This window comes from Paenibacillus sp. WLX1005 (genome assembly GCF_046603685.1).
GTDB lineage: Bacteria > Bacillota > Bacilli > Paenibacillales > Paenibacillaceae > Saccharibacillus.
Window position 1 is genome coordinate 2,154,174 of sequence record NZ_CP176756.1, and the last position, 14,387, is coordinate 2,168,560.

The following is a 14,387-nucleotide window of genomic DNA, read 5'->3' on the forward strand; positions in this document are numbered from 1 at the left end:
ACTGTTTCAAAAGGGAGGATACAATCATGAAAGCCGTCAAAGCAGAAATTATCGCTGTTGGAACCGAGTTACTGCTCGGTCAAATTACAAATACGAATGCGCAATACCTGTCTCAGCAACTGTCTTATCTGGGCATTGATGTGTATTACCAGACCGTGGTTGGAGATAATCTAAACCGCTTGAAACAGGCAATCGAACTAGCAAGCAGTCGTGCGGATGTAGTTGTATTTTCCGGCGGAATCGGTCCAACGCAGGATGATCTGACCAAAGATGCTCTTGGTGAAGTACTGGGACGCTCACTGCACATCTATCCAGAAGCGATGCAAAAGATCGAAACGTTCTTTGAAGGTCGCGATAAGCCGATGACTGAAAATAACCGTCGTCAGGCAATTATTCTGGAGCATAGTCATCCGCTTGATAACGAAGTCGGTCTCGCAGTCGGAATCGCCATTAGTCAGAACGACAAGCATTATGTCGTGCTACCAGGACCACCGAAAGAACTCAAACCGATGTTTGAGCAGCAAGCAGTGCCTTGGTTATTGAGTAATGTGCTGTCCGGTGAGTATCCAATCTATTCCAAAATGTTGAAATTTGCCGGTATCGGTGAGTCCGCACTGGAAGACGCATTGCTGGATCTGATCAGCGCACAGACCGATCCGACGATTGCACCTTATGCCAAAGAAGCCGAAGTCACGATCCGCCTGACTACCAAAGCGCCGGATGAGAAACAAGCGATGGAGAAACTGAAAGCGATGGAAGCGGTCATTCGCGATCGTCTGCCAGATCATATGTATGCAGATCAGGATATCCGAATTGAGCAGCAGATTTTACAGATGATGACCGGTATGAAATTGACGCTTGCGGCGGCAGAGAGCTGCACCGGCGGTCTAATTATGGAAAATCTGACCAAAGTGCCAGGCAGTGCACTCGTATTTATGGGTGGAATCGTATCCTATTCCAACGAAATGAAAGAAAAGCTGCTTCAAATCCCGCATGATCTGCTGGAAGGCGAAGATGCACCGGGAGCCGTGAGTGAAGAGGTCGCGGAATTGATGGCACATGAAGCGCGCAAAATTCTGGATACTGACTTTGCCGTTGCAGTGACTGGAGTAGCAGGCCCGGGATCATCAGAACGCAAACCAGTCGGTCTGGTGTATATTGCTCTTGCCGAACGTGGACGAGATACAGCGGTATGGAAGCTGAACTTAAAAGGCAATCGCGAAGCCATTCGTATCCGCTCAGCTAAAAGTATCATGTATCGCCTCTGGCTTCGCCTCAAGCAGCTTCAACATGAACAACCTGGAATTACAGAGCACAAAGGGTAAACAGCCATTAGAGACGATCTGCGGGCTTGCAGATCGCATACAGCTATGCTATGATCACTGTAGCCGGAAGAACCGCAGCATACCATTGCTGCGGTTTTTTGTTTCATTAGGGAGAAAAGCATGTAATTCTTACATAACGGCTGCACAAAACAGTTTGAAAATAAGCCATTTTGTATTGTGATCACATTTTACAAAATTTGTAATATGGCGAACGGAGGGCTGCAAAAAGACGAATATATGTTCGAAAAAAGCTTGGCAAAAGGTGAAAATTGCAGTATAATTAGTTTATAAACATTGAGAAGGATGTGAGCTGATTGTCAGATCGTCGTGCTGCGCTGGATATGGCGCTTCGTCAAATAGAAAAACAATTCGGTAAAGGTTCCGTTATGAAACTCGGGGAATCTACGCATATGCAAGTTGAAGTTGTACCAAGTGGATCGATTGCTTTGGATATTGCTTTAGGAACAGGCGGAATGCCAAGAGGTCGTATCATTGAAATATACGGACCTGAATCTTCAGGTAAAACTACGGTTGCCCTTCATGCGGTTGCGGAAGTGCAAAAAGCCGGCGGTCAAGCAGCGTTTATCGATGCTGAGCACGCGCTGGACCCGCAATATGCTAAGAATCTGGGTGTAAATATCGATGAGCTGCTGCTGTCCCAGCCGGATACGGGTGAACAGGGTCTGGAAATCGCTGAAGCTCTCGTTCGTAGTGGTGCGGTTGATATCATCGTTATCGACTCCGTAGCAGCACTCGTGCCAAAAGCAGAGATCGAAGGCGAAATGGGTGACTCTCACGTCGGTTTGCAAGCACGTTTGATGTCTCAAGCGCTACGTAAACTGTCCGGTGCCATCAGCAAATCGAAAACAATCACTATCTTCATCAACCAATTACGTGAAAAAGTCGGCGTTATGTTCGGTAACCCGGAAACAACACCAGGTGGTCGTGCACTGAAATTCTACTCTACTGTACGTCTTGATGTGCGTCGTATTGAAGCTATCAAAAACGGTAACGACATCGTCGGTAACCGTACACGTATCAAAGTAGTAAAAAACAAAGTGGCACCTCCGTTCAAACAGGCAGAGATCGACATCATGTATGGTGAAGGTATCTCCAAAGAAGGTAGCTTAATCGATATCGGTACGGAAAAAGATATCGTAAATAAAAGTGGCGCTTGGTATTCGTATGATGGCGAGCGTATGGGTCAAGGTAGAGAAAATGCAAAGCAATTCCTGAAAGAAAATCCGCAAATCTCTCTGGTCATCGAAAACAGAATCCGTGAATTGAGCAACCTCAGTACACTGGTGGAAGCTCCTTCAGATGATCAAAAACGCAAAGAAGAATTGGAAGAGCAAGAACTGTTCTCGGAAGCAACAGAGTAATTCAGTCATTGCAGGTTCTATCATCCGAACATTTCGGATAGAGCAAATCAATACAGCCAGTCACTGATATGTGCCAGCATGTCAGTGACCCCAAGCGCCTGTAACGTGCATAACGTTCAGGCGCTTATTTTATATGCAAGTAAATCTGTACTCCAGAAGGGAACCATAGCGATGAATAACTTTAGATCGTTTCGCAAATCATCTCGCAAGTCGTCTCGTTCGCAGCAAGCCGAAGCTAACGAACAACCGAATGAATGGGAATTGGAAGAAGAATTCGATCAAAAAGCCGATCGACTAGATGATTTTCCGGATGATGGTGAATTGGAGATTATCTCTGTTGAACCGGTGCGCTGGCCGCGATTTCATTACCGGCTTACATTTGGCGAATTGAATCTGATCGTACACGAAGATGTTATGATCAAATATCGAATGCTAAAAGGGTATTCGTTTACGAAGGACGCATTACAGGAAATTATGGCTGCGAATGAGTTACAGGCAGCATATGCATCATCTGTCAATTATTTGAGTTACCGTTCCCGTACTCGTACGGAAGTTGCGCGTAAATTGCGTGAGAAAGAATATGAGAATCATGTGATTGAAGCAACATTAGAACGGTTGGAGCAGGAAAAGCTGATCGATGATGGACTGTTCGCCCAGCAGTGGGCAAAACAACGTGTGCGTACGCAAAAAAAAGGCAAAGTGTGGATTAGGCAGGAATTGCGACAAAAAGGTGTAGATCAGGAGCAAATCGAACAAGCACTTGGCGATATTGATGAAGACGAAGAGTTAAACAGTGCTGTACTGATGGCACAGAAGAAGTGGAACAGTACATCCGGTCAATGGCTGGACAAAAAGCGTAAAACGATGGCATACCTGATGCGTCGCGGATATTCTTCAGATCTGGTTCGCCGTGCATTGGCTCAGGTGGAGCAGAATCAAAATGAAGAGGAATAAGATTAATCCCTTCACGTTCTAATTTCTTCACTTCCTTATAGCAATAGGTAATACATGCGCAAAGTATACGACATAGACATTCAGCACTATAGGGGCCTAGATGCGGACTATGTGTATTTAGACGCTCATTGGAATAAAAGAATCATTTGAACAACATATAATAAAACAGAACTGGACAACTATTGTCCAACTCTAAATAAATACTGTTGTTTTGCACATTGGGGCGGATTCATAATTTTGTAATCAGAGAGCAGAACGCAAAAATCATCACAACACAATAATAACGAAATCAACTGTTTTTGCATTTATAGCGCCATCTATCGGCTGTTATGATACAAGTGTAAAGACAGAAATGCCAATTGCTTGACAATGTCTTTTGGCAAATAATAAAATGGATGTGTACAGTTTGTCATTTTTACGTCATTTTTAGCTTATTGACACCCGGTGGCGTAACGTCGACAGACTGTTGTACAAAGGCTTGAACAATGAAAATGTTTATCTCCCTTGAACAGGGAATTAGCACATGTACCCGCATGGGCGATGAAAGAGATTGTAAAGGGATGAAGCATTGCATTACCAATCAACAATGGTGGTAGTTCCCAAGGAATACCTTGGAGGAATCAGCGAGGAGGTGAACAGAATGGATTATCTCTGGATCATAATTCTCGTTGTTGCCGCATTATTCTTTGGGTTCGTGATCGGATATTTTATTCGCAAATCTCTTGCAGAAGCTAAAATTTCCAGTGCAGAAACTGCTGCCGCGCAAATCGTGGAAAATGCAAAAAAAGAAGCAGAAGCACTGAAAAAAGAAACAGTTCTGGAAGCAAAAGACGAAATCCACAAATTCAGAGCTGAAGCTGAAAAAGACATTCGTGAACGTCGGAATGAAAATCAACGGCTGGAAAGACGATTGTTGCAGAAGGAAGAGTCGCTGGATAAAAAGCTGGAATCACTGGAACGCAAAGAAGAACAAGTGGCTAACAAAGAGAAACGTATCGAAGAGACACAGCAACAAATCGAACAGCTATATGGCAGCCAGGTCGCAGAATTGGAACGTATCTCCAATCTGACCATGGAAGATGCACGCAGTATTATCCTGAGCAATGTTGAGCAGGAAGTGCGTCATGAAACTGCACAATTGATCAAAGATATTGAACAACAGGCGAAAAACGAAGCGGACAAAAAGTCGCGTGAAATCATCACACTTGCGATTCAGCGTTGTGCGGCGGACCACGTGGCAGAGACAACCGTTTCTGTTGTCACCTTGCCTAATGAAGAGATGAAAGGCCGGATTATCGGTCGTGAAGGTCGCAACATCCGTGCATTGGAAACATTAACGGGAATCGATCTGATTATCGATGATACACCGGAAGCGGTTATTTTATCCGGATTTGATCCGATTCGTCGTGAAATCGCTCGTACAGCATTGGAGAAATTGGTTGCTGACGGACGTATTCACCCGGCTCGTATCGAAGAGATGGTGGACAAATCCCGCCGCGAAGTGGATGAGCGCATTCGTGAATACGGAGAGCAATCGACATTCGAAGTCGGTGTACACGGTCTACACCCAGACCTGATCAAAATTCTGGGACGACTCAAGTTCCGTACCAGTTATGGTCAAAACGTGCTGAAACACTCCATGGAGGTCGCTTACCTTACTGGTCTGATGGCCGCCGAATTAGGTCAGGATATCACGCTTGCGAAACGTGCAGGCTTACTGCATGATATCGGTAAAGCGCTTGACCATGAAGTGGAAGGTTCACACGTAGAGATCGGTGTCGAACTGGCGAAGAAATACAAAGAGCATCCAGTCGTTATTAACAGTATCGCGTCTCACCACGGCGATACCGAAGCGACTTCGATTATCGCAATGCTGGTTGGTGCTGCTGACGCATTGTCTGCTGCTAGACCAGGAGCGAGACGCGAGACGCTGGAAACGTATATCCGTCGTCTGGAAAAGCTCGAAGAAATCTCAGAATCGTTCGATGGCGTCGAAAAATCGTATGCGATTCAAGCCGGACGCGAAATTCGCGTTATGGTGCAACCGGATAAGATTGACGATGCAGACAGTTTCCGACTGGCACGTGACATTACGAAAACGATTGAGAATGAACTGGATTATCCAGGGCATATCAAAGTTACCGTTATCCGTGAAACACGGGCGGTCGATTACGCAAAATAAAGAACATGCGAAAAGTGACCTGGATAACGGGTCACTTTTTGTATATGAAGACGGAGGAGAATCACCATCAAAGTTATTTTTATTGGAGATATTGTCGGTAGTACAGGGCGTAGAGCGATTAAAGCAAGCCTTCCTAGGTTAAAATCAAAGTATAACCCGGACATCATCATAGCAAACGCGGAGAATTCGGCTTCTGGCAGAGGGCTGACGCGCAAGATTGCCAATGAGCTGTTTGAACAAGGCATTCACGGGATTACAATGGGGAACCATACATGGGATAACAGAGAGATTTTCGATTTTATCGACGATGAACAGCGGATGGTTCGTCCAGCCAATTTCCCACCCGATACACCAGGTCGCGGATATACGATTATCAAAAACGGCGGTAAGCAGCTAGCGATCATTAACTTACAGGGACGCACGTTCTTGCCTGCGATCGATTGCCCTTTCCGCAAAGTGGATGAGATTCTGGATGAACTGAATGGTAAAACGAATGCGATTCTGGTCGATTTCCATGCAGAAGCAACATCTGAGAAGATCGCGATGGGCTGGTATTTGGAAGGTCGCGCTTCGATGGTAGTCGGCACGCATACTCACGTACAGAGCAATGACGACACCATTTTGCCGGGTGGTACAGCGTATCAAACGGATGTTGGTATGGTTGGTTCGCGTGAAGGTGTGCTTGGCATGGAGAAGGATGCGGTGCTGTACAAATTCCAAACGCAGCTACCTGCACGTTTTCAAGTGTGTGAAGGCAAATGGCATTTTCATGCGGTATTCGTAGATATCGACGATCAGACTGGCAAAGCGAAAAAAATCGAAAAAATACGCATGTACGAGGACGAATGGCATATGGATTAATGACAATGGATGCCGGATTCACGAAAATCCCTCATATCCTACGTTGTAGCGAGGGATAGAAGTCTCGCTCTCAAAGGCATTATTGCATCATGATCTTTCGTTCAACAACGGCGCCCCATCATCCCAATGAAGCCAATCGACGATATACTTGTACAGGCAAAAGCAAGGTCTGAAAATATATTTGTCAATTTGGCAATGTTCGGCTCAAAAAAAGAAGGAAACGAAAACAAATCCTCGAATACTAACTAGACGCAATTCCGATCATTTTTGAAGCTAAGCCATCATTCATTCCTAGGGGAGGTACTTAACATGGAAGTATTAAAAGTGTCAGCAAAATCCAACCCGAACTCAGTTGCAGGAGCCCTGGCAGGAGTGTTGCGCGAGCGCGGCGCTGCCGAGCTTCAAGCCATCGGAGCGGGTGCACTTAATCAAGCGATCAAAGCTGTAGCTATTGCCAGAGGATTTGTAGCACCAAGTGGAGTTGACTTGATTTGTATTCCTGCCTTTACTGATATTGTGATTGATGGAGAAGATAGAACAGCCATGAAGCTGATTGTGGAGCCGAGGTAATCATTCGCTAACGAGTGAATAAAGTAAAATATGTGACCTGTATGCCTTTTTACTGAAAGCATGCAGGTCTTTTTGCTGAATGGATTTTCATTTTCATAGTAAAAGATGTATAATGGCATAGTATGTATGTTAGCGTTTGTGGACGTGTTCATTAGCGGAATGAGATATTGTGATTGTCAATATCTTGTTAAGTCCGTTATGAATGATATGCGGCTTATTTTCTGATGTTCAGGAAGTACGTGTATTTTGTTACAAGCGTATAAAGAATAGCTGAGGAGTGACATTCAATGAGTAAAGTAGTACCTGTAGGCGTATCTGCCCGTCATATTCACCTGTCCCAAGAGCATGTAGAAATTCTGTTTGGTGCTGGTTATCAACTGACTGAATTCAAACCACTGTCCCAACCAGGTCAGTTTGCTGCCAACGAAACAGTTGAGGTTGTTGGCTCTAAAGGTTCTTTCCCTAAAGTTCGTATTCTGGGTCCTGCACGCGCAGCGACACAGCTGGAAATCTCTCTGACTGATTCGTTCGCAGTTGGCGTAAAAGCACCTGTACGCGAATCTGGTAATATCGCGGGTACACCAGGCATCCTGATCAAAGGACCAGCTGGTGAAGTAGAAATTCAGGAAGGCGTAATCGTGGCTGCCCGTCACATTCACTTCCACACATCTGATGCCGAAAAATGGGGTATCAAAGACCAGGATAAACTGAATGTTCGTCTGTCTGGCGAGCGTGGCATGGTACTGGAAAATGTGATTGCACGCGTATCTGATTCGTTTGCACTGGATATGCACATTGATACCGATGAAGCGAATGCTGCTGGTGCACGTACTGGCGACACTGCTGAAATTATCGACTAAGATCAATACGAATATAGTTAAAAACCAGGATCGTCTGTGAATCGTAATGAAGAGTATAGTATGTCTCTTTCATTATGGATCAACACAGCGATCCTGGTTTTTTTGATGCAACGTCAATTGCGATGCAGCATCAAGTTTGTGAAGTGGGTACTACATACATCAAGAAATGCATGAAGAACGGTGCTGATTCAGAAGTAATATTCTGCTACTATGAATACATATCAATTTCAACGAGCCAAGCTTCGATAATGAGTGAAGCTGAACTTCAGTTGCAGGAGGACATGATCATGAGTTATCGTATCCGTTTGACGTTGTTGCTGTTTCTATTCATAAGCTATATACCAGCGTATCATCAGGCGGATGCTGCATCTGCGCTGAATGAGCCAAAGTTGTTCAAAAAATTGGATCAGCTGAGCAGTGAGCAAGTCATCATCGTCACTGCTGATACACAGCGTTCCATCACGGGCAAACTGTATGTATACGAAAAGCAGGAAAGTGGCTGGAAAAGCCAGATAGGTCCAATACCAGTTGTATTGGGCAATAAAGGGCTTGGTAAAACAAAAGAAGGCGATGGCAAAACACCGCTTGGAACGTATACACTTGGCACTGCATTTGGCAGTAGTAACCAGGCGCCGACTGGATTGAAAACCGATTATCGCACAGCAGGGGAGGACGATTATTGGATTGATACGCCGGGATCACCGGATTATAACAGCTGGGTTTCATATGAAGGCAATCCGAAGGAACGCTGGTCTTCATTTGAACGATTGAATAATCCGTTGTACCAGTATGCGATGGTCATTAACTACAATATGAATCCTGTCGTTTCTGGCAAAGGCAGTGCGATTTTTATGCATATCTGGCGTGCGTCCAACAAGCCGACAGAAGGCTGTATTGCGATGTCCCAGGACAATCTGCTACGAGTAATGAAGATGATAGATCCAGACTCGAATCCGAAAATTCGTATCGGTGTAGGTTCGCAGATATATTGAATACAGCTTGCAAGTCACTCGGAAGTGAGTAGCAGTTGGGTATTCCTTGCTTTTTATATAGATAGTGCCATGCTATAATTATAGGTAATGCTTTTTTGTTCATTTGGTTGTTGATGTTGATAACAATACAATTCACATATCCGATAATGATTGATTTGCAGTTCGTTTACTAGCAAGGTCCGAAGGTAAACGTAGGGCGAAATAGACTCATATCACGCTCCGTAACAGCACTGCAAACGATATATTCTGGAAATGGTAATGGTGGGGGAGTGACAGCATAGCATGTCAAAACAGACAAAAGATTATTCCAAGTATTTTGACTTTTCCGATGCAAAAGTGATCTCGGAAGACGAACATGGCAAAAAAATCCGTATCCGCGGACGTGATATTCATATTGTCTCTGAACCGAATCAGCGCGAAGAGAAGAAGCGCGGTAAGCAAGACGTGCAGGTTATGTACGAAAATGCAGTGCCGGAAGAATTGCGTCATATCGGCGTTGGCAAGCATTATCTCGTATATACGTTTGGTTGCCAGATGAACGAGCATGATTCCGAAACGATCAAAGGTATGCTGGAGCAAATGGGTTATCAAGCGACCGAAAGCCGTGAAGAAGCGGATATCATTCTGCTGAATACGTGCGCTATTCGTGAAAATGCAGAAGATCGTGTATTTGGCGAACTCGGTCATCTGAAAACGCTGAAGCTAGAACGTCCGGGCTTGCTGCTTGGTGTCTGCGGTTGTATGGCACAGGAAGAAGGCGTTGTGAACCGGATTATGCAGCGACATAACTTTGTCGATATGATCTTTGGTACACATAATATCCATCGTCTGCCTCAGTTAGTACAAGGAGCATTGTTTAGCAAAGAAATGGTCGTCGAGGTGTGGTCCAAAGAAGGCGATATCGTCGAGAACCTGCCGAAAAAACGTCAAGGTATGCGTGGTTGGGTAAATATTATGTATGGCTGCGACAAATTTTGTACGTATTGCATCGTGCCGTATACGCGTGGCAAGGAGCGCAGCCGTCTGCCACAGGACGTCATTACCGAAGTGCGCGAGCTGGCACGTCAAGGCTTCAAAGAGATTACACTGCTGGGACAGAACGTGAATGCCTATGGCAAAGATCTGGAAGGCATGAATTATACATTTGGCGATCTGATGAATGATATTTCCAAAATTGATATTCCGCGTGTGCGCTTTACAACATCGCATCCGCGCGATTTTGATGATCGTCTAGTTGAAGTACTCGCTCAGGGTGGCAATCTAGTAGAACATATCCATCTGCCTGTACAGTCAGGTAGCACGGAAGTGTTGAAAAAGATGAGTCGTAAATACAGTCGCGAGCATTATTTGGAGCTGGTGGACAAAATCTATACTTCTATTCCGAACGCGGTGCTGACTACCGATATTATCGTTGGCTTCCCTGGGGAAACAGATGAGCAGTTTGAACAAACGCTGTCGCTTGTGCGTGAAGTGGGCTTTGACTCTGCGTATACGTTTATTTATTCGCCGCGCGAAGGTACGCCTGCCGCTTCGATGGAGGATAATGTGCCGATGGAAGTGAAAAAGCAGCGCTTGCAGCGTTTAAATGATACAATCAAACAGTACAGCCGCATTGGCAGCGAGAAGTTTCTCGGTCAGGTAGTGGAAGTACTCGTTGAAGGCGCCAGCAAAAACAATGAGCATGTGCTTGCCGGACGAACACGTTCCAACAAGCTCGTTCATTTTGAAGGTGCTGATGATCTGATTGGTGAATTTGTACATGTGCAGATTACCGATTACAAAACATTTTACATTAAAGGCGAGCTGGTGGCAGAACCTGTAGCCATAAGCTGATTACAGAGCATTCTGCCGGCATAGCCGTCTTTCTGGAAGGGAGATACTGCCCGTGCAGCAGCAGGAGCATAACGAACATCAACAGGAACCGGTGAATGCCATTCCTGATCTGGATACAAGCGGATTGCATATTCGCGAAGATATTATGGCGAAAACGAATCAACTCGCTTCTCTCATTTCTGAAAGTGAGGAAGTTGTCCATTTTCAAAAGGCAGAGCAGATGATTCTGACTCATGAGCGAGTGCAAAGTCTGATCTCGCAAATTAAGAAGAAGCAAAAAGAAGTGGTTGCCTTTGAGTCGATGCGTAATCAGAAGATGGTTGCTAACATTGAAGCCGAGATGGCAGCCTTGCAGCAGGAAATGGATGATATTCCATTGATCTCCGATTACCAAGAGTCGCAGGTAGAGATTAATGATCTGCTACAGATGGTTATGTCTGCTATTTACAATACGGTATCGGAGAAGATTCATGTAGAGAGTGGCAAAGATTCTCCGCCGCCATCGTGTGGAGACTGAATATTGTCTAGCTTTTGTTGTTCTCTTTGTAGTCATTGTATGATTACGAAGATAGAGCAGGAACATGAAGATCAAGAGCAATCCTGCTCTATAGGGAGCGGGTATAGTAAGGGCGCGGATAGTCAATCCGCGTCTTTTTTATCATCTTCAATCCGTCACGTATCACTTCATCACTCATGTATGGTCTTCAATCGATCATGTATCATCGCTAGAGTCTGTTTGTTAGGATTGTTGCTTGCAGATAACGTGCTACATCGCCTTTGCCTACGTCATGTTATATAATGAAGAACATAATGAATCTTCTGCCGCAGCATGCGGACAAACAAGACAGAAAGAAGTGGACCGTATGGAATCTTCGTCTTATGACCGCGCACCGGTACGGATACGGGAACATCAGCAGGGGGAAGACTTGCCGATCTCGCTACTCTTGTTAGCAGATCCAGACGAGAGCATGCTTCAACGCTATATGAATTACTGTCGCTGGTGGATGGCGGAATACGATGGAATACCTGTGGGTGCTTGTGGCGCGCTGCAACGTGGCAGCGAAGAGTGGGAGATTATGAATATAGCTGTATTGCCGGATTATGCAGGTCAGGGGATTGGCAGTGATTTACTCAGGCATGTACTGGAATCGCTTGAGCGCGCTGGTGGTAACTTGATCACCGTATGTACTGGTAATTCCAGTATTGGTCCACTGGCTTTGTACCAGAAGCATGGATTTCGGATTACTGATGTGGAAACGGATTATTTTGTGCGACATTATGGGGAGCCGATCATTGAGAATGGGATTACATGCCGCGACCGCATTACATTGACGCTTCATTGTGCTCCTTCACATAGTGGGCGAAATAAACCCTCTGTGCTGCCGGGATTTCAGGCAGCCGTTTATATTCGAATTGCTCAGATTCGCGATTCCGGTCCATTGATTCGGATGAAAAAGAAGTTGGATGCGCAGACGACATATATGCTGCTGGAACCGGGGGAACGAACGATGACTGAACCGGAACAGCGCGATATGATTCGCTATGCACTGCGAAGTGCCAACTCTAATATCTTTCTCGCAGAATATCAAGGGCAGATTATCGGCTATCTGGAAGCGATGGGCGGTAAGGTCGTACGCAACCGGCATACAATCTATATTGTAGTCGGTGTATTGCAGGAGTATGCCAATCGTGGTGTCGGTCGGCGTTTGTTTCATAGTATGCTGCACTGGGCAGAGGATCGTGGTGTGCATCGGATTGAGCTGACGGTACAATCGGTGAATGTACGGGGGCTACATTTGTATCGCTCACTTGGCTTTCGAATGGAAGGTATTCAGAAGGACGCACTGCTGGTGAACAATCAATATGTGGATTTGATCCAGATGAGCTTGCTGTTGTAGTTGGACAGACAAAGATATAATTGTAACTAGATAGCTGCAATTGATGTATGAACAATAATCACAAATGGTCAATATCTAGCTGGTGAATATCTACCGCAAATGATAGATGGTAATCACAAACGATAATCCTCAAGTGTAAATACCAAGCGTAACACATAGTCATAACACATCACGATATGATCACTGCCGGGTTTCCGGCGCAACAACGGGCGTAACGGAACCGACGAGCATACCAATAGTATATTCACACTCAACAACGAAAACGGAGGAACGCCCGATGACAGAATGGGATGACGTATTACAAGCAAGCGAGCAAATGTACTGGGGACTGCTAGGCTGCCGTCTAGTAGAAAGCCATCATGAATATATCAAAATTGGATTGACTGCTACAGCGAGTCATTTAAATCATATGCATATTGTCCATGGTGGGGTAATGATGTCTATGATGGATCAAGCAATGGGTATGATGGCGATGGCAGTGCAGGGTGGTCAACCGTGTGTAACAACCAATATGAATACGCATTTTGTGCAATCGATGACCGAGGGTGAGCTGTTTGCGAGTGCGCGCGTTATTCATCATGCTGGTCGTACGATGACGTTGCAGGCGGAGATTACGAACAGCGAAGATGTGACCGGAGCGATTGCGACAGCGACCTTTATCGCTACCCGCAGCAAATAAAGATTGACCTTGCATTATTAATAGTTCATAATGATATTATCAAAAAGATAAAATGAACAGTGGTGATAAAATTGACGGAAAACAACAAACAGCATACGTATGATGTTAAAAAGTACCGTACACCGGATGGAGCGCCCGCCGATATCGTCATGTTTACACTGACCAAAAAGGAGCGCAAAACCTTCACCAAAACATTGCCTCTACGCGAATTGAAGGTCATGCTGATTCGCCGCCGTTCGTGGCCGTTTGCCGGTAAATGGGCTTTACCGGGCGGATTCTCACGCGATAATGAGTCGCTATTTGAAGCTGCTCAGCGCGAACTCAAGGAAGAGACGGGAGTCGATGCACGCCATCTGGAATATCTGGGTGTGTACAGCAAGCCGGGACGTGATCCGCGTGGTTGGATTATCTCGCATGCTTTTTTTGCACTGGTAGAAGAGGAAGTGCTGGAAAAGCGTCGTGCCGCTGATGATGCCGAGGAGGTCGGCTTGTTTACGATTGAGGAAGCGCTGGACAAGCTGGAGCTTGGGTTTGATCATCATGATATTATTCGTGATGCGTACATGCGTATTCAGGAGCAGATGCTCAGTACGGTCATTGCCAAAAAGTTTCTGCCGCCAGAATTTACGCTCAGCGAGCTGTATCAGGTGATCAAGGCGGTTGTGCCGGATTTTGAAGAACCGAATTTTATTCGTAAAATTACGTCCACACGCAGCCGCAAAGGCATTATCGAGGAAGTGCGGGATGACGACGGTAATCCGCTCAGCTCCAATCAGTATTCCCAGCGCCCGGCACAGTTGTATCGGTTTACCGGTCTGGTGCCGCGTTTATCCATTTATTCGTAAGGAGGA

General features: G+C 45.5%; 13 protein-coding genes. All 13 read left to right on the forward strand.

Annotation, left to right across the window (positions count from 1 at the left end; translation table 11 throughout):
- The first annotated feature begins 26 nt into the window (after nucleotides 1-26).
- The 13 genes from ACE3MZ_RS09385 to ACE3MZ_RS09445 all read left to right on the forward strand — a co-directional run bounded on the left by ACE3MZ_RS09385 (nucleotide 27) and on the right by ACE3MZ_RS09445 (nucleotide 14,381).
- Complete coding sequence (locus tag ACE3MZ_RS09385) at nucleotides 27-1,325, forward strand: competence/damage-inducible protein A (protein ID WP_411346171.1); 1,299 nt, start codon at nucleotides 27-29, stop codon at nucleotides 1,323-1,325.
- Between the two features lie 314 nt (nucleotides 1,326-1,639).
- On the forward strand, nucleotides 1,640-2,707 hold the full coding sequence (recA, locus tag ACE3MZ_RS09390; RefSeq protein WP_411346172.1) for a recombinase RecA: 1,068 nt from the start codon (nucleotides 1,640-1,642) through the stop codon (nucleotides 2,705-2,707).
- Between the two features lie 171 nt (nucleotides 2,708-2,878).
- Nucleotides 2,879-3,661: a regulatory protein RecX gene (locus tag ACE3MZ_RS09395; RefSeq protein WP_411346173.1), complete on the forward strand. Its 783-nt coding sequence runs from the start codon at nucleotides 2,879-2,881 to the stop codon at nucleotides 3,659-3,661.
- A 640-nt stretch (nucleotides 3,662-4,301) separates the two neighbouring features.
- Entirely contained in the window at nucleotides 4,302-5,843 is a 1,542-nt protein-coding gene (gene rny / locus ACE3MZ_RS09400; protein ID WP_411346174.1) for a ribonuclease Y, read from the forward strand.
- A gap of 66 nt (nucleotides 5,844-5,909) precedes the next feature.
- Nucleotides 5,910-6,704 carry a TIGR00282 family metallophosphoesterase gene (locus ACE3MZ_RS09405; RefSeq protein ID WP_411346745.1) on the forward strand — a complete coding sequence of 265 codons (795 nt, stop codon included), beginning with the start codon at nucleotides 5,910-5,912 and terminating at the stop codon, nucleotides 6,702-6,704.
- A 309-nt stretch (nucleotides 6,705-7,013) separates the two neighbouring features.
- Nucleotides 7,014-7,274 carry a stage V sporulation protein S gene (locus tag ACE3MZ_RS09410; RefSeq protein WP_017813748.1) on the forward strand — a complete coding sequence of 87 codons (261 nt, stop codon included), beginning with the start codon at nucleotides 7,014-7,016 and terminating at the stop codon, nucleotides 7,272-7,274.
- A gap of 287 nt (nucleotides 7,275-7,561) precedes the next feature.
- Nucleotides 7,562-8,134 (forward strand): phosphate propanoyltransferase, encoded by a 573-nt coding sequence (pduL, locus tag ACE3MZ_RS09415; RefSeq protein ID WP_411346175.1) that lies wholly within the window; start codon nucleotides 7,562-7,564, stop codon nucleotides 8,132-8,134.
- A gap of 287 nt (nucleotides 8,135-8,421) precedes the next feature.
- Nucleotides 8,422-9,126 (forward strand): L,D-transpeptidase family protein, encoded by a 705-nt coding sequence (locus tag ACE3MZ_RS09420; RefSeq protein ID WP_411346176.1) that lies wholly within the window; start codon nucleotides 8,422-8,424, stop codon nucleotides 9,124-9,126.
- Nucleotides 9,127-9,408: 282 nt separating this feature from the next.
- Nucleotides 9,409-10,959: a tRNA (N6-isopentenyl adenosine(37)-C2)-methylthiotransferase MiaB gene (gene miaB, locus ACE3MZ_RS09425; RefSeq protein WP_411346177.1), complete on the forward strand. Its 1,551-nt coding sequence runs from the start codon at nucleotides 9,409-9,411 to the stop codon at nucleotides 10,957-10,959.
- Between the two features lie 91 nt (nucleotides 10,960-11,050).
- The gene (locus ACE3MZ_RS09430; RefSeq protein WP_411346746.1) at nucleotides 11,051-11,476 is read left to right on the forward strand and encodes a RicAFT regulatory complex protein RicA family protein; all 426 of its coding nucleotides are present in this window, start codon (nucleotides 11,051-11,053) and stop codon (nucleotides 11,474-11,476) included.
- A 346-nt stretch (nucleotides 11,477-11,822) separates the two neighbouring features.
- Nucleotides 11,823-12,857 (forward strand): GNAT family N-acetyltransferase, encoded by a 1,035-nt coding sequence (locus ACE3MZ_RS09435; protein ID WP_411346178.1) that lies wholly within the window; start codon nucleotides 11,823-11,825, stop codon nucleotides 12,855-12,857.
- 277 nt (nucleotides 12,858-13,134) lie between these two features.
- On the forward strand, nucleotides 13,135-13,536 hold the full coding sequence (locus ACE3MZ_RS09440; RefSeq protein WP_411346179.1) for a PaaI family thioesterase: 402 nt from the start codon (nucleotides 13,135-13,137) through the stop codon (nucleotides 13,534-13,536).
- A 71-nt stretch (nucleotides 13,537-13,607) separates the two neighbouring features.
- Entirely contained in the window at nucleotides 13,608-14,381 is a 774-nt protein-coding gene (locus tag ACE3MZ_RS09445; RefSeq protein ID WP_411346180.1) for an NUDIX domain-containing protein, read from the forward strand.
- The last annotated feature ends 6 nt before the right edge of the window (nucleotides 14,382-14,387 follow it).